Annotated in this window: 16 protein-coding genes and 1 pseudogene; 4 read left to right on the top strand and 13 right to left on the bottom strand. The window is 60.8% G+C overall.

The window, feature by feature from the left end; genetic code table 11:
• Window positions 1-236: 236 nt before the first annotated feature.
• Together AC07N8_RS23500 and AC07N8_RS23495 are read right to left on the bottom strand one after the other, a co-directional pair.
• Window positions 237-1628, bottom strand: a complete 1392-nt coding sequence (locus tag AC07N8_RS23500) for an aminotransferase-like domain-containing protein (RefSeq protein ID WP_483841386.1) — start codon at window positions 1626-1628, stop codon at window positions 237-239.
• A gap of 184 nt (window positions 1629-1812) precedes the next feature.
• Window positions 1813-2574: an SDR family oxidoreductase gene (locus tag AC07N8_RS23495; RefSeq protein ID WP_493145924.1), complete on the bottom strand. Its 762-nt coding sequence runs from the start codon at window positions 2572-2574 to the stop codon at window positions 1813-1815.
• A 228-nt stretch (window positions 2575-2802) separates the two neighbouring features.
• Here AC07N8_RS23495 and AC07N8_RS23490 point away from each other — a divergent pair, with 228 nt between their 5' ends.
• Entirely contained in the window at window positions 2803-3807 is a 1005-nt protein-coding gene (locus tag AC07N8_RS23490; RefSeq protein WP_483841388.1) for an NADP-dependent oxidoreductase, read from the top strand.
• 132 nt (window positions 3808-3939) lie between these two features.
• Here AC07N8_RS23490 and pyrF read toward each other — a convergent pair whose 3' ends face one another.
• Window positions 3940-4638 (bottom strand): orotidine-5'-phosphate decarboxylase, encoded by a 699-nt coding sequence (gene pyrF / locus AC07N8_RS23485; protein ID WP_027924005.1) that lies wholly within the window; start codon window positions 4636-4638, stop codon window positions 3940-3942.
• A gap of 293 nt (window positions 4639-4931) precedes the next feature.
• On the opposite strand from pyrF, the gene AC07N8_RS23480 reads away from it, so the two are divergent.
• From AC07N8_RS23480 to xopAW, 3 genes are all read left to right on the top strand, one after another.
• Window positions 4932-5690, top strand: a complete 759-nt coding sequence (locus tag AC07N8_RS23480) for a response regulator (RefSeq protein ID WP_483841389.1) — start codon at window positions 4932-4934, stop codon at window positions 5688-5690.
• Complete coding sequence (locus AC07N8_RS23475) at window positions 5690-6739, top strand: sensor histidine kinase (protein WP_493145925.1); 1050 nt, start codon at window positions 5690-5692, stop codon at window positions 6737-6739. The genes AC07N8_RS23480 and AC07N8_RS23475 overlap by 1 nt, the downstream gene beginning before the upstream one ends.
• Before the next feature lie 148 nt (window positions 6740-6887).
• Window positions 6888-7736, top strand: coding sequence for a XopAW family type III secretion system calcium-binding effector (gene xopAW / locus AC07N8_RS23470; RefSeq protein ID WP_493145926.1), 849 nt, complete (start codon window positions 6888-6890; stop codon window positions 7734-7736).
• A 150-nt stretch (window positions 7737-7886) separates the two neighbouring features.
• On the opposite strand, the gene AC07N8_RS23465 is transcribed toward xopAW, so the two are convergent.
• The 10 genes and pseudogenes from AC07N8_RS23465 to AC07N8_RS23420 all read right to left on the bottom strand — a co-directional run bounded on the left by AC07N8_RS23465 (window position 7887) and on the right by AC07N8_RS23420 (window position 16059).
• Window positions 7887-8942: an AI-2E family transporter gene (locus tag AC07N8_RS23465; RefSeq protein ID WP_483841392.1), complete on the bottom strand. Its 1056-nt coding sequence runs from the start codon at window positions 8940-8942 to the stop codon at window positions 7887-7889.
• Between the two features lie 66 nt (window positions 8943-9008).
• A complete protein-coding gene (locus tag AC07N8_RS23460; RefSeq protein ID WP_483841393.1) occupies window positions 9009-9815 on the bottom strand; it encodes a DUF4892 domain-containing protein in 807 nt (268 codons plus the stop codon).
• Window positions 9816-9847: 32 nt separating this feature from the next.
• Window positions 9848-9973: pseudogene (locus tag AC07N8_RS23455) on the bottom strand (thioredoxin domain-containing protein); the annotation flags it as partial.
• A gap of 50 nt (window positions 9974-10023) precedes the next feature.
• Window positions 10024-10878 (bottom strand): alpha/beta hydrolase, encoded by an 855-nt coding sequence (locus AC07N8_RS23450; RefSeq protein WP_483841394.1) that lies wholly within the window; start codon window positions 10876-10878, stop codon window positions 10024-10026.
• The gene (locus tag AC07N8_RS23445) at window positions 10875-11681 is read right to left on the bottom strand and encodes an alpha/beta fold hydrolase (RefSeq protein WP_493145927.1); all 807 of its coding nucleotides are present in this window, start codon (window positions 11679-11681) and stop codon (window positions 10875-10877) included. Before AC07N8_RS23445 ends, AC07N8_RS23450 begins: the two co-directional genes overlap by 4 nt.
• A 263-nt stretch (window positions 11682-11944) precedes the next feature.
• Window positions 11945-12388: a hotdog fold thioesterase gene (locus tag AC07N8_RS23440; RefSeq protein WP_140667376.1), complete on the bottom strand. Its 444-nt coding sequence runs from the start codon at window positions 12386-12388 to the stop codon at window positions 11945-11947.
• 32 nt (window positions 12389-12420) lie between these two features.
• Window positions 12421-14088: an AMP-binding protein gene (locus AC07N8_RS23435; protein WP_483841396.1), complete on the bottom strand. Its 1668-nt coding sequence runs from the start codon at window positions 14086-14088 to the stop codon at window positions 12421-12423.
• Between the two features lie 116 nt (window positions 14089-14204).
• Entirely contained in the window at window positions 14205-14657 is a 453-nt protein-coding gene (gene sixA / locus AC07N8_RS23430; RefSeq protein ID WP_493145928.1) for a phosphohistidine phosphatase SixA, read from the bottom strand.
• Window positions 14654-15001 carry a DUF4389 domain-containing protein gene (locus AC07N8_RS23425; RefSeq protein ID WP_027923994.1) on the bottom strand — a complete coding sequence of 116 codons (348 nt, stop codon included), beginning with the start codon at window positions 14999-15001 and terminating at the stop codon, window positions 14654-14656. Before AC07N8_RS23425 ends, sixA begins: the two co-directional genes overlap by 4 nt.
• Window positions 15002-15033: 32 nt before the next feature.
• Window positions 15034-16059 carry an NAD(P)H-dependent glycerol-3-phosphate dehydrogenase gene (locus tag AC07N8_RS23420; protein ID WP_123432799.1) on the bottom strand — a complete coding sequence of 342 codons (1026 nt, stop codon included), beginning with the start codon at window positions 16057-16059 and terminating at the stop codon, window positions 15034-15036.
• Window positions 16060-16139 lie beyond the last annotated feature (80 nt).

Genomic DNA, 16139 nt, shown 5'->3' with positions numbered 1-16139 from the left:
GCGTACGGTTACCGGGATAGCGAATTCTTTTTCATGAAGATCAAGAGCGTCTTTCCCGGTAATCCGTGAAGAACCATTTTTTTTGCCATACCGAGGTTGGCAAAACGTCCTTGCACGGCCGAAATCATTGCACTTAGTCCCCTGACATAGTCTGTTGACGCAGATTCGCAACGGGCCTGAGCCAGCACAAGTCTCTGGCGTCGGAATAATGGCAAAAAGCTACGCCCGCGTCGTTTTCAGAACGCTTGAGGTCGATTCAGAGTGGTGGCCTGAAAAAATGCCCGGGCGCGTGGATCACAGGCGCAAGCCACGTTGATGCGCTGCCAGTCCGTGGCCTCACCGCCAGGATTGAATGCTGTGGCAGAAGACAGCAACACACCGAAGCGTCGGGCCTGCGTGCGCACCTGAGCGTAGTCGGACATTCGCGATCGCGCCCAGATGAACAGCCCGCCCACCGGTTTGCCGAAAACTTCCCAATCGGCATCTTCGAGTATCTGCAAAGCGGCCTCTCTGTCGGTGTTCAAGCGCTGGCGCTGACGCTGGACCAATTTGCGATACGCGCCGCTGGCCAGGAGGCAAGCCAGCACCGATTCGCAGAACCTTGAGGCGCCCATGCTGCTGGTCATCTTGACCTCGGCCAGTCGCGAAACAACCGCGACACTGGCGACGACAAAGCCGACGCGCAATGAACTGCTGAGGGTTTTGGAGTAGCTCCCGACGTAGATGACGTTGTCGTCGATCCCCAGCGCCGCGAGGCGAGTGCCGGGGCCGCGGTGCAAATCGGCAAAGACGTCATCTTCGATGACCAGCACACCGTGGTCTCGGGTCAGTTGCAGCACCTGCTGCGCCACCGCGGGTGCCAGGCTGCTGCCGGTCGGGTTGTGGTAGAAGCTATTGATAAACAGCGCACGGGGCCTGTGCTTCAGCAGCAACGCCTCCAGCACCTGCGTATCAGGCCCGCGCGGGGTCCGCGGCACCTCGATCATCGTCATGCCGTTGAGCCTGAGCAGATCGAACAACAGCGAATACCCCGGGTTTTCAACCACCACGCAATCCCCCGGCTTGAGCAAGGTACGCACGATCAGATCAAGCCCATGGGTCGCCCCGGTGGTGGTCAGAATCCGCCGCTCATCCACTTCGATGTCGAGTGGCTGGAGACGCTTGAGGATCTGCTCACGCAAGGCAGGCAAACCCAGTGGCGTGCTGTAGCTGAACAAACCGGCCATGTCGGTGCGGCTCACCTGGCGAATGGCGTAGCTCAAGTCGTCGGTTTCACGCCAGCTTTCGGGCAGGCTGCCACAGCCCAACTGGAGTTCACCGGGCAGGCCCTTCTGCGTTACATCAGCTCCTTCGAACCAAGGGCAACCCTGTCGCCGCCCAGCCCCCTGCGCAGGATGGGCAACCATGAAACCGGTGCCCTGACGCGGCGCCAGCATGCCTTGCGTCACCAGACGCTCACAGGCTTCGACGACACTGGATTGACTGAGCAGATTGACCCGTGCAATTTGCCGCGCTGAAGGCAAACGCGTCCCCGGCAGCACCCCTTCCTGACGGAGCCAGCCAGCCAACGCGTCGACGATTTGCTGCACGACGGGCACCAATGCCTGTCGATCGATTCTCAATTCCATGAGCAAGCAAACTCCTGTCCGTTTTGCGGGAAACAGTTAATCACAGGAGCGCTGGAGGGGATGTGCGACAAAGCCGCCAAAACCCTCGGTTCTAACCCTTTGAAACACATTGAGCAGTCCCGTCCCGGAACTGTAAAAAAGCCCGCAAAGGTGCGGGCTTTTTCCTACGTAGCGGCGAATGACTTCAAAACGCGGTAACGCCACCATCCACGGCCAGCGAATGACCGGTGGTGAACGCGGCACCGTCGCTGCACAGGTACAACACCGCGCTGGCGATCTCCTCCACCTTACCGATGCGACCCACCGGGTGCATGGCGTTGGCGAAATCGCCCTTCTTCGGGTCTGCTTCATAGGCACGGCGGAACATGTCAGTGTCGATCACCGCCGGGCAGACCGCATTCACGCGAATCTTTTTCTTGGCATATTCGATGGCCGCCGACTTGGTCAGGCCGATAACCGCGTGTTTGGACGCCGCGTAAATGCTCATCTTCGGTGCAGCCCCCAGGCCCGCCACCGAAGCGGTGTTGACGATCGCGCCGCCGCCCTGGGCCAACAACAAAGGCAACTGATACTTCATGCACAGCCAGACGCCTTTGACGTTGACGCCCATGATCGCGTCGAACTCATCCAGTGTGCCGTCGGCGAGTTTGCCTTTTTCGATCTCGATGCCGGCGTTGTTGAAGGCATAGTCGAGACGGCCGTAGGTGTTCACCACTTCATCCATCAGATTTTTTACATCGCTTTCCAGCGTGACGTTGCAACGCACGAAGGTCGCTTCGCCGCCGGCCGTACGAATCAGCGCCACGGTGCCTTCGCCGCCGGCGGTGTCCATGTCGGCCACCACCACTTTCAGCCCTTCGGCAGCGAATGCCTGGGCCGTCGCACGGCCAATACCGTTGGCAGCGCCGGTCACCACGGCGACCTGGCCGGAAAACGTCATGCTCATTGTTATGTCCTCGAGTACGGGGGATTTCGTAGTTTCAGTCTAGCCACAGAGGGTCATGCCGCGGCAGCACTATCAGGTGGCCGGTTGGGCGCCCATGCGTGGCAGTGATAGAACGACCGTACCAACTATCACTGCACTGGATCGATGTGCATTCGCCGCATCAGCCAAACTTGCGGCATTGAGCTTGAAGGGCTATCAACAAGGCTTCATTCATCTTGAGTGCCTGTCATGACTACCCAGACCAATCGCCAGTTTCTGCTCGCCAAACGTCCGGTGGGTCCAGCGACCCGCGAGACTTTTACCTATCAGGAAGTACCGGTCGGCGAGCCGGCGGCAGGTCAGATTCTGGTGAAAAACGAATTCCTGTCCCTGGACCCGGCCATGCGCGGCTGGATGAACGAGGGCAAGTCCTACATTCCGCCGGTCGGTTTGGGTGAAGTAATGCGCGCCCTGGGCGTAGGCAAAGTCGTTGCGTCGAACAACCCGGGGTTTGCGGTCGGGGACTACGTCAACGGCGCCCTTGGCGTGCAGGATTACTTCCTCGGCGAACCGCGCGGTTTCTACAAGGTTGATCCGAAACTGGCGCCATTGCCGCGCTACTTGTCCGCCCTGGGCATGACCGGCATGACCGCCTACTTCGCTCTGCTCGATGTCGGCGCGCCAAAGGCCGGTGACACCGTGGTGTTGTCGGGCGCAGCCGGTGCAGTGGGCAGCATTGCCGGGCAGATCGCCAAGATCAAAGGTTGCCGCGTGGTCGGGATTGCCGGCGGCGCGGACAAGTGTCAGTTCCTGATCGACGAATTGGGTTTTGACGGTGCCATCGACTACAAGAACGAGGACGTCATCGCCGGTCTTAAACGCGAATGCCCGAAAGGGGTCGACGTGTATTTCGATAACGTCGGCGGCGACATTCTCGACGCCGTGCTGAGCCGACTGAACATGAAGGCACGCGTGGTGATTTGCGGCGCGATCAGCCAGTACAACAACAAGGAAGCGGTCAAGGGCCCGGCCAATTACCTGGCGCTGCTGGTCAACCGCGCACGCATGGAAGGTTTTGTGGTGATGGACTACGCCGCCCAGTTCGCCGCCGCCGGGCAGGAAATGGCCGGCTGGATGGCCAAGGGGCAACTCAAGAGCAAGGAAGACATTGTTGATGGACTGGAGACATTCCCGGAGACACTGATGAAATTGTTCAGCGGCGAGAATTTCGGGAAGTTGGTGTTGAAGGTTTAACCCGATTTTTTGAAGTCACCAAAAACCACTGTGGGAGCGAGCCTGCTCGCGAAAGCGGTGTATCAGTCAACATTGATGTCGACTGACACTCCGTCTTCGCGAGCAGGCTCGCTCCCACAGGGTTAGCGGTGTTCAGGCGAGTTCGGCGACTACCGCGGCGAGTGCCTTGGCCGGATCAGCCGCCTGGCTGATCGGACGGCCAATCACCAGATAATCGGAACCGGCGTCCAGGGCCTGGCGCGGGGTCAGGATGCGGCGTTGATCGTCTTGCGCACTGCCCGCCGGACGAATGCCCGGGGTCACCAGTTGCAACGACGGGTGAGCCGACTTCAAGGCCTGGGCTTCCAGCGCCGAGCACACCAGACCGTCCATCCCGGCTTTTTCCGCCAGCGCGGCCAGGCGCAACACTTGCTCCTGTGGCTCGATGTCCAGACCGATACCGGCCAGGTCTTCACGTTCCATGCTGGTCAGCACGGTCACGCCGATCAGCAGCGGCTTGGGTCCGGTACGCTGGTCCAGCACTTCACGGCAGGCCGCCATCATGCGCAGGCCGCCGGAGCAGTGAACGTTGACCATCCACACGCCCATTTCCGCAGCGGCCTTGACGGCCATGGCGGTGGTGTTCGGGATGTCGTGGAATTTCAGGTCCAGGAACACTTCGAAACCCTTGTCACGCAGGGTGCCGACGATTTCCGACGCGCAGCTGGTGAACAATTCCTTGCCGACTTTTACCCGGCACAGCTTCGGGTCCAACTGGTCGGCCAGCTTCAGTGCGGCGTCACGGGTGGGGAAATCCAGGGCGACGATGATAGGAGTCTGGCAGACGGACATGTGCGGGCTCTCAGGCAGGACGAAATCGGCGCGCATTGTAGCGGAACCAGCGGCGCTGCGGGACCCGATGATCGGTAATTCGTCATCGGCGCTCAGGCAAGACTAGTCCTTTGGCCAATTGTGTCGAGGCCGATACACTCATGACACGCTCACAACATCCTTCATCGCTACCGTCGGCAGCCGCAACACGTCCTTACAGCACTTCCCGCCTCCGGGCCGGACGCCTATGCTGAAGCCACAACCTCGCAGCCCATCTTTGTGGTTGGCAGCCTCTCTGGCAGATGAACGCACGCATGCACAACACCCTAGCCCCTTTGAACGACGATCAAAAAGCGCCCGGCGATGACAAACGCTGGAGCATTCGCGCCCTGATCGTCGACGATGACGTCCCGATTCGCGAACTGATGATCGACTACCTCGCCCGGTTCAACATCCACGCCAGCGGTGTCACCGACGGCGCGGCGATGCGCCTGGCGCTACAGGCCGAACATTTCGACGTGGTGGTGCTGGACTTGATGCTGCCGGGCGAAGACGGTTTGTCGTTGTGTCGCTGGCTGCGTGCCGAATCGGACATTCCGATCCTGATGCTTACGGCCCGCTGCGAACCGACCGACCGGATCATCGGCCTGGAACTGGGCGCCGACGACTACATGGCCAAACCGTTCGAACCCCGTGAACTGGTGGCGAGGATTCAGACCATTCTGCGTCGGGTGCGCGATGATCGCACCGAACAGCGAGCCAACATTCGCTTCGACAACTGGCGCCTGAACAGCGTGTTGCGCCAGTTGATTGCCGCCGACGGCCTGGTGGTGCCGCTGTCCAACGCCGAATTCCGCCTGCTCTGGGTGTTTATCGAACGTCCGCGTCGGGTGCTCAGCCGCGAGCAATTGCTGGACGCGGCTCGTGGCCGTTCGATTGAAGCCTTTGATCGCAGCATCGACCTGCTGGTCTCGCGCCTGCGCCAGAAACTCGGTGATGACCCCAAAGCCCCGCAGTTGATCAAGACCGTTCGCGGCGAGGGTTATCTGTTCGACGCCAGAGACATCGGCTGATGCGTGCGCGCTTCGATACGCTGTTCGGCCGCCTGTTCGGCGTGCTGTTGCTGGCGATCTTCCTTGCGCACCTGTTGGCATTTGCCTGGTTTCACCATTACGGCCCGCCCCCTCCTCCACCGCCGCCGGAGTTTTCCCAAGGCGTTGACGGACAGCGCCCACCGATGGACCCACGCTTTGAAAACCGCCCGCCTCGGCCATGGTTTGGCGGGCCGTTGGTGCCGCTGACCTTTCAATTGATCTCGCTGGTCATTGCGGCCTGGTACGGCGCCAAACTGCTGAGCCGGCCGATCCAGCGCCTGAGCGATGCCGCCGAGCGCTTGAGCGAAAACCTCGACAGCACGCCACTGGATGAGTCGGGCCCACGGGAAGCGCGGCAAGCGGCCTACACCTTCAACTTGATGCAGAAACGCATCATCGAACAGGTGCAGCAGCGCTCGCGGATGCTCGGCGCGGTGTCCCATGACCTGCGCACGCCGCTGTCGCGGCTCAAATTACGTCTGGAGCAGATCGACGACGAGAAGCTGCAAGGTCAGATGCGTCAGGATCTGGACGACATGATCAGCATGCTCGACGCCACCCTGACGTATTTGCACGAACAGCGCACCAGCGAGGCCCGGCAATGGATGGACGTGCAGGCGCTGGTGGAGTCGCTGTGTGAAAACGCCCAGGACCAGGGTGCCGAAGTGCAGGCCAGCGGCCACTGCGCCCCTCTGCACGTCCAGCCGATGGCGTTGCGTTCGTGTATCAATAATCTGCTGGATAACGCGTTGCGCTATGCCGGACAAGCGTTGATCACCCTCGAAGACAGTCGCGAAACCCTGGTGATCCGGGTGATTGACCAGGGTCCGGGCATTGCGGCGGATAAGCGTGAGGCGGTGTTTGAACCGTTCTTTCGGCTGGAGGGTTCACGCAATCGCAACTCCGGCGGTGTCGGCCTGGGCATGACCATCGCCCGCGAGGCTGCGGAACGGTTGGGCGGGCAATTGAGCCTGGAAGAAACCCCCGGCGGTGGTTTGACCGCCGTCATTCACCTGCCCCGCACCTGAGCCACACATAAATTCCTACAGGGGTCATGCCAGGCATGAGAGCTGTGTGTACTGACCGGTACAAACCTCACATACCCACGACACCTTGCCCCTTGAGGCTGCATAAGCCGGTGTCCCCACCGGTTTTCCATTCCAGGGAGTGAGCACAATGATCGGTAGCGTCAGCAACTACACGAGCTATACCAGCACCAGCAGCACCACATCCAACACCGCCCGCAACCAGCAGTTCCAGAAAGAACTTTTGGCCAAGCTCGACACCAACAGCGACGGCGCGGTGGATCAGGACGAGCTGAAAAGTGCCTTGTCGCAAAAATCCGACGACGGCCTGTTGGTCAGCCTGAGCAAAAACTTCGCCGACCTCGACAGCGATAACAGCGGCAACCTGAGCAGCGAAGAAATGGCCGCGATGGCCCCGCCACCACCGCAACATGATCAACCACCCAGCACTGAGCTCGCCGATGCCATGATCAGCGCGCTGGACACCGACGGTGACGGCGCCATCAGCAGCGACGAACTGAGTACCGGCCTGACCAGCGCCGACAGCACTGCCGACAGCAAGGAAATCTTCTCGGCCCTGGACAAGAACCAGGACGGCACCGTCAGCAAGGACGAACTCGCCGCCAGCCTGGCCCCTCCGCCGCCACCACCACAGCAGGTGTCCAGCGAGGAGCTGTTCAGCCAGCTCGATACCGACAGCGATGGCAGCGTGACCGCCACCGAACTGAGCAGTGCGCTGCAGGCGAGCAACAGCACGTCATCGACCAGCACCGACACCAGCGCCGCACTGCTCAAGGCACTGGACAGTGACAGCAGCGGCGGTGTCAGCAGTGATGAATTGTCAGCAGCGTTGCAAGCAGGCCGTGAGAAGACTAGTGACAGCTCGACCGATCAGTTCAACGTCAACGAGGCGCTGCACAAAATGATCGCCAATCTGAGCAAGCAGTATTCGCTCGATAACGTGGCGACGGTGGGCAAGTACCTGAACGTTGCTACCTGAGCCAAGCGTCAAGCCCGGTAGACCGCAGCGACCCTATCGCGAGCAGGCTCACTCCTTCAGGGGATTTGTGAACGACACAGATCCAGTGTGGGAGCGAGCTTGCTCCGGGCGGCGTTCCGACGAAGGGGCCTTAAGCCTCAATACAAAACTTTAAGGCCGGCGATCTTCTACCCGCGCCTGACTCTTGCTCCAGTCAGTCAGCAAGCTGTACGCCACCGCCAACAAGGTCGGCCCGATAAACAGCCCGATAAACCCGAACGCAATCAACCCGCCAAACACCCCCAACAGCACAATCACCAACGGCAGATTCCCGCCCCGGCTGATCAGGTACGGCTTGAGCACGTTGTCGACGCCACTGATGATGAACATGCCCCAGATCCCCAGGAACACCGCCATCCCGTACTCGCCTTTCCAGGCCAGCCACGCCGTGGCCGGAATCCACACCAGCGGTGGCCCCATCGGAATCAGGCTGAGCAGGAAGGTCACGATGCCCAGCACCAAGGCGCCCGGCACCCCGGCAATCAGGAACCCGATCAGTGCCAGCACGGCCTGCGCCGCCGCCGTACCAATTACACCGTTCACCACCCGCTGTACCGTGCCCGCCACCAGATCAATGTAATACCCGGCGCGCTGACCGATCAGACGCTCCAGCAAACCATGAACAAAGATCGCCAGACGCGGGCCGTCGCGGTAGAAAAAGAACACAAACACGATGCTCAGCGTCAGCTCGAGAATCCCGCCGCCAATCTGCGCACTGCGCGCCAGCAGCCAGTTACCGACCTGACCCAGATAAGGCTTGAGCGAGATCATCATTGCCGCGCCCTGCTCATCGATGCTGTTCCAGATCACCACCAGCCGTGCGCCTACCAAGGGAACACTGCCTAGCCAGTCAGGCGCCTGCGGCAGGCCTTCGACCTGTACATCCTTGATAAACACCGTGGCGTCACGCACATGGTCGGCCAGGTTGAACCCCAGCCATACCAGCGGCACGGCTACCAGTAACATCCAGCCGAGGGTCAGCAGCGCTGCCGCCAGGGATTCACGGCCATTCAGCCAACGGGTCAACAAACGCATCAGCGGCCAACTGGCAAACGCCAGCACCGCGCCCCAGAACAGCGCTGACCAGAACGGCGCCATCACCCAGAAGCTCGCGCCAAACAGCACCAGGAGCAGAATCTGCACCAACAGCCGATCGTTATTGGGCATGTAAAGTCTCAAAAAGTCAGTCAACAAAGGGTAGACGAACGCGTCGCGCGCATTCGCCTGTGCAGCTTATCGCAACAGCTCGATGTGCAGGCCAGAGCCTTCGACGGTGCCGGCTTCCAGTCGCGCCGCTCGCACACCCTGAGCAATCAATGCCTGACGCCAGGCCTCAGCCTTGGTGCCGGAAACACTGACTCGCAAGGTGGTGTCCAGGTTCAGTCCGCGTGAAATCAGACGCAGCCACGTGTCGTCGGGATCAGCGTTCAGTTTCGGGAAATCGAGTTCACCAGTGCTTTTGAGTTGACGCAGCAGAGTGGCGGACGTCGGCAACAAGTCGCCCAACGGCGCCGCCGCGTCGAATTGCTCGACATGCAGGTAGGCTTTGCGGTTACCGCGCGTGATGCTGTAAAGCGCCACCAGCGAATTGTCCTGTGGCGCCGCCAGTCTCAGCAGCAAATACGCCTGTTGATCGTCGGCACCGTAGAGTTTGGCGTTGCCGAAAACTTCGTTGGCCCACAGGCTGCTTTCGCCGCAATCGCGGGCCTGGCACCAGAACAGCAACTCGGCGCCCTGCTTCTGCAAGGCTTCCCGCGCAGCAGTAAAGGCTTCGGTGGAGGAATGCTCCGGCGGCAACTCGTAGGTGACCGAGGTGGTCTGCCCGCGTGCCGTGACCTGACCGTCAAAGCGCAGCTGGCCGCTGATCTTGCGGATAGAACCCAGGGGGTAGATCCGTTCAAGCTCGACGGCCGGACGATAATCAACGATCTGCGCATCTTCCATGCGCGGCAGGATCGGCAAGTCCTGACTGCCCGGGACATCAGCGGCAAACGATAAAGGACTGAAACAACACAGCGCCAGCAGACTGAGTGAACGCATGGACAGGCTCATCGGATCAGCATGGCCTGGGCCCCTTTTAACTTCCGTTCCTTGTTATCGAAACCCGGGGCATGCTCCGTGCAGGGCAGGCCGGGTTTCTCGAGCACGATAGAGACCTTGTGGCCATTCGGGGTCGCAGCGGTAGAGCGATCTATCATGGTTGTCTCCCATTTCAACCCGCCCAGCCTCGACAGTTGCCCGGCGCAAGTCAAGGAACGGCGAAGAACCGATTGAAACAGTCTGCGACAAGGTCGGCGCCGGTTTCGTCATTCAGGTGCAAATGATGACCGCCTGGCAGCTGTTCACGGCTAAAGGGTAGACGTTCCAGCAACTCGGAATGTTTGGCGAGCATGCCGTCGGCCGCCACCACCAGTTTGGCCGGACAACTGATCCGCTGGACAAACGCCATGGCCTGTTCGGTGGTCAGACGCAGCGGCGACGGCAGCGTCAGGCGGTTGTCGGTGCGCCATGTGTAACCGCCCGGCACGGGCATCAAACCGCGCTGGGCCAGCAGCTCGGCGGCTTCGCGACTGACCGCTACCAAGCCCTTCATGCGTGCTTCGATGGCGCGATCGAGGGTGTTGTAGACCGGTTTTTGTTTCTCCCGCAAATCCAGCTGCGCTTGCAGGGCCATGCCCATGCGCTCGGCCGCATTTTCGCCTTTGTCTGTAGGAGGAATGATGCCGTCGATCAACGCCAGGTGTGTGACGCGCTCCGGCATCGACCCGGCAATGATCAACGAGGCGATGGCCCCCATGGAGTGCCCCATCAGCGCAAAACGTTTGAGGCCCAGTTGCTCGGCGACTTGCAATACGTCATGGGCGTAGTCCCACATCGCGTAACCGGCACCAGGCGGACGATGCCCGGAGTGACCGTGACCGGCCATGTCCAGGGCGATGATGCGCAGGCCTTTGAGCTTGGGCGCCAGACGGGCAAAACTGTTGGCATTGTCGAGCCAGCCATGCAGCGCAATCACCGGCAAGCCGTCTTCAGGACCGAACAAGTGTGCCGCCAACTCGATGTGCGGCAGGCTCAGACGGACTTCTTCGACGGCATTGCTCATGCGCAATCCTTTTGGCTGCGACCGTCCCATCGGCTGAACAGGGTTTTCAGCAGCGTGGCCGTGTCATGTGGACGTTCGAGAGGAAACATGTGACCGCCGGGCAGCGTCAGGGATTCACCCTGCGGCATACGTCCGACAGCGCTTGCGTGATGACGCATCACCACGCGGCTCTTGTGCCCGCGCACCACCGCCAGCGGCACTTGCAGCTGACGCGTGCGACCGGGGCTGGTGTGGGGCACGCCACGGTAGATGCTGATTTCCGTCGCAGGATCAAAGCGCAGGCGCAGCTTGTCACCGACCTTGTGCAAACCGTGTTGCAGGTAGGCGTCAAAGCATTCCGGGTCAAAACTGCGGAACAGGGTTTTGCCCGAGAAGTAGCTACGGGCACTTTCGAGGTCGGCGAATTCTTCGCGACGTCCCAGGGTACGGCCGGCCGGGGTCAAGCGGTCGATGAAGCCGAATCGCTTGGCGGCGCGGATGACCCATTGATCGGCGCGCGTCAGCACCGGTGAATCGAGCATCACCACGCCGCGATACAACTCAGGGCAACGCAGCGCCGCGTGCAGGTGCAGCACGCCACCAAAGGAATGGCCGACGCCCCACACCGGTTCCGCCTGCTGCTTGAGGTGATGGATCAATTCGTCCACCAGGTTGTACCAGTTGTCGTCCGCCGGAAAACGCGGGTCATGAGCGTGCTGCTCCAGATGCGTCACCTGATACTCGGGCGCCAGCGCCGCAAACAACTTGCCGTAGGTCCCGGAAGGAAAGCCATTGGCGTGGGCGAAAAATATCTGTTGCGACATACCGGCAAATCCATGAGCGAGAACAGGCGTTGATTGTCCGTAAGACAACGGCTGACAGCAATGACTGTAAGTGACAGGAATGATGACAGTCCGGTCAAGACTATGCAGTGGAGCCATAGTGGCGAGCGAGCTTGCTCGCGTTCGGCTGCCCAGCAGTCGTCGCTCTTCCAATGCGGTCATCCGTGACGGAGATTAGGGCTGCTGCGCAGCCCAGCGGGAGCAAGCTCCCTCGCCACAAAAGACCAGGCAGTTTGCCTGGGATGTCAGCGGGCTGGCGGATTTTCGCCCAGCGGCACGACCGCCATGGTCAGGCGCGACACGCAACTGGCCTTGCCTTCATCGCTGGTCAAGCGGATGTCCCAGACGTGCGTCGTGCGACCGATGTGGATTGGCGTGGCCACGGCTGTCACCCGCCCACTGCGCAGGCCACGCAAATGGTTGGCGTTGATTTCCAGGCCCACGCAGTAAAACTTGCTGGCGTCGATGCACAGATAACTGGCCATCGAACCGACCGACTCGGCCAGCACCACCGACGCGCCGCCATGCAGCAGGCCGTAAGGCTGGTGAGTGCGATGGTCAATGACCATGCTTGCGGTCAGGGAGCCTTCGTCAAACGCTTCGAAGCGGATATCCAGCACTTCGCCGATGGTGTTTTTCTGGATCGCGTTCAACTGCTCGATGTTGGGAGTGGTACGCCACAGACTCATCGCTGCTTTCCTATGTTGGTTTTGTTCGTGGCTCAATCCTGCCACAGCACCGCCTCGCTGCGCTCGCTCCATTCTTCGAAGCGGTCGCCGTAAGCCGCTTCGATCACATTGCGCTTGATCTTCAGGGTCGGCGTCAGGAAGCCGTTTTCCACGGCCCAGCTGTCCTTGACCACCACCAGACGCCGCAAGCGCTCATGCTTGTCGAGGACGCCGTTGACCTCATCCAGGAGTTTTTCCAGGCTTGAATGCAACCCTGCCCTCGCCGTGCCGCTGGCGTCCTGCTGCCCGACCGCCGACAACACACACAGCCCCAGCGGTGCACTCAAACCATCACCGACCACGCACACTTGTTCTATCCGCGAATGCACCGCCAGGCGATTTTCAATTGGCGCCGGCGCGACGTATTTGCCCTTGCTGGTCTTGAAGATTTCTTTCAGGCGCCCGGTCAGGCGCAGGTTGCCTTCGGCGTCTTCCTCGCCCTTGTCGCCGGTGCGCAGGAAGCCGTCCTCGGTGATGGTTTCAGCAGTTTTCTGCGGTTCCTTGAAGTAGCCGAGCATGGTCGCACCGCTGCGCACCATGACCTCGCCGGATTCGTCGATCCGCACTTCTACCTCAGGGCACGGCTTGCCGATCCAGCCGGGTTTGTTCTCGCCGGGCCGGCAAATGTGCGAATAGCCGCAGCTCTCGGTCATGCCGTAGACCTCCAGCACGTCCAGCCCCAGTTTGCGGTACCACAGCAGCAAGGTTTGTGGCACGGGCGCAGCGCCGGACAAGGCGACACGCAATGCATCCAGCCCCAGCCCGACGAGGACTTTATGCCCGACCCGTTTGCCGATGAAGGGCAGCCCGAGCAGAAAATCCAGGCGCTTTGCCGGGATCTTGCTGTACACGCCCATCTGGAATTTGGTCCAGATTCGCGGCACGCCGAACAAGGCAGTAGGCCGGGCGCGCTTTAAATCGGTCAGGAAGGTATCGAGGCTCTCGGCAAAGAACACCGTCTGCCCGGTGTAAATCGACGCCAGTTCGACGAACATCCGCTCGGCCACGTGGCACAGCGGCAAATAGGACAGCAATCGATCCGACTCGTTGAGGCCAAACAACTGCGTACCGCGGGTGGTGGCGAAACCCAGATTGCCGAAACTGTGCATCACGCCTTTGGGCAGGCCGGTGGTACCGGAGGTGTAAATGATGGTCGCCAACTGATCGGCCGCCGGCGTGGGGTTATCCTGGATGGGCGAGCTGCGTTGCAGGTCGGCCCAGCTGAAATCGAAGGTGCCGGGTGGGTGCAGCGGCAAACTGATCGTCGGCAAGTCAGGGCTGACGCCACGAGACATGCTCGGCCAGTCATCAAGCTTGCCGATAAACGCCAGCGCCGCTTCGGAGTGGTCGAGTACCTGGGCCACCGATTCGGCGGTGAGGTTGGGGTACAACGGCACCGAGACATGCCCGGCCATCCAGATCGCCAGGTCGGCGATGATCCAGTGGGCACAGTTTTTCGATATCAGCGCGATGTGGCTGCCTTGCGGCAGTTCGCGAGCGCGCAGCCAATGTGCCGCGCAACGCGCCTGATGGCCGACGTCGGCCCAGGTCAAGGTCTCGACCTGCCCGCCGCCCGTGGGCTGGACCAGAAAACGCTGGCGTGGATGACGGGCCTCACGCTCGTAAAAGACATCCAGCGGCAAACGAAAAGCAGCAGACATGCGACTCGCTCCTGAATTTTTGGTCTGGAGCAAGCGTAGTCAACCAAGCGGTTGCTTGGTTGACTATTTCATTACAAAAATCAGCAACACCGCCGTCCCCTGTGGGAGCAAAACGATCAGGGGTGCTTGATGCCGTTGAGTTTCATGGCGCCGGCCAGCGGCAAGTCGCCTTCGAGCTCTGCCAGGCTGGCGGTTTTGACGGTTTCCGGCTCTTGCACGTGACCGTGCTGCAGATAACCGAGCAAATTGCCCACCAGCGGGTTGTGACTGACCAACAGCGCGTAATCCACCGACACCAACTGCTCCGACACCGCTTGCGGGCGGTTGTCGGGTGTCAACCACTCGACGGTGCGGATGTCCGGTTCGAACCCCAGCGCTTCGCGCACCAATTGCGCGGTCTGTTGCGCCCGCAGGTAAGGGCTGGCGTAGATCGCGGTAATCGGCTGACCGATCAACTGGGCCGCACTGCGCAGCACTTCTTCACAACCATGAGGGGTCAGCGCTCGCTCGGAATCAGGACGCGAGCCATACGGTTCAGCTTCACCATGACGCAATACCCAGAGTTTCATAGCTTGGGTTCCTCATCTCGGGCCGGATGCGGCGCGGGCGCCACAACATGCGGCGCTTCACCTTCCGGTGTACGCGGCGTCGGCCAGTCGGCGAACGGCCAGGGTTTCTGGTCGCTGTGGAAGCTGCCGAAACGACCGATCTGCGCCAGGAACTGGCTCAGGCTGTCGCCGAAGTTCATCAGGCTGGCGCTCGGAGCGCCATAGAACAAACGATAGATCAGTTGCACCAGCACCACCGCGCCAAGGATGAACTGCGCCACTTGCCAGACCAGCACGAATACGATCATCCACAGCACCCGCAGCAGGATCGACTCGTACTTGGTTTCCATTTTTGGATCGTTCATGTCGTGCTCCCCTGCTTATTTACAAAGCGTGCTTAGTTGAAACCGCTGGTAGAAATGAAGTCGACATCGGTTTTCGGTTCGCCGCGCATCAACAGCTCAATTACCTGATTAAGCGTGCGCCCTTCGAACAGGATTGCGTGCAGCCCGGCGACCAGTGGCATATAGACGCCCACCTCCTGAGCCTTGGCCTTGAGCACTTTCAGCGTGTTTACGCCTTCGGCGACTTCGCCCAGACGTGTCACCGCGTCTTCCAGGCTCAGGCCCTGGCCGAGGGCAAACCCGACCTGGTAGTTGCGGCTTTTTGGCGACGAGCAGGTGACGATCAAATCGCCCACCCCGGCAAGGCCGAGGAAGGTCATCGGGTTGGCGCCCTGATTCACCGCAAAACGGGTCATTTCCGCCAGTGCGCGGGTGATCAGCATGCTCTTGGTGTTTTCGCCCATGCCCAGCGCCACGGCCATGCCGGCAATGATCGCGTAGACGTTTTTCAGCGCCCCGCCCAACTCGACGCCGAAACGGTCGGCGCTGGCGTACACGCGAAAGGTCCGGCCATGCAGCGCTTCCTGAACCCGCTGGCACAGCTCTTCGTCTTCACTGGCGACCACCGTGGCAGTCAACGCGTGTTCAGCGATTTCACGGGCCAGGTTCGGTCCCGACAACACGCCGATGCGCGCTTGCGGAGCGATTTCCTCGAGGATTTCGCTCATCAGCTTGAAGGTGTGGGCTTCGATGCCTTTGGTCAGGCTGACCAGCAGTTTGCCGCTCAACTGAGCGGCATGCGGGACCAGGACCGAGCGCAGCGCGCTGGAGGGCAACGCGACGAAACACAGGTCGCAGGCATCCAGCGTGGCTTGCAGGTCGGTCACCGGTTCTACCGCCGGGAGAATCTTGATGCCTTTGAGGTAACGCGGGTTCTCGCGATTGACCCGAATGGCCTCGGCCTGTTCGGGGTCACGCATCCACTGCCGGACCTGATGACCGTTTTCGGCCAACAGATTGGCCACGGCGGTACCAAAACTTCCGCCTCCCAGGACCGCAATTGGGCGCTGTTCAGTCATATGCAATCCGTTAATCCATACCAGTGGCGATGTCGGCATTATACGGAGCGCCCCCGTGGCGGCCAGCCCCCGCATCAATT

Source organism: Pseudomonas sp. GW821-FHT10C09 (genome assembly GCF_059415465.1).
Note: the sequence above shows the minus strand (reverse complement) of the source record. Positions and strands in the feature narration are given on the sequence as shown.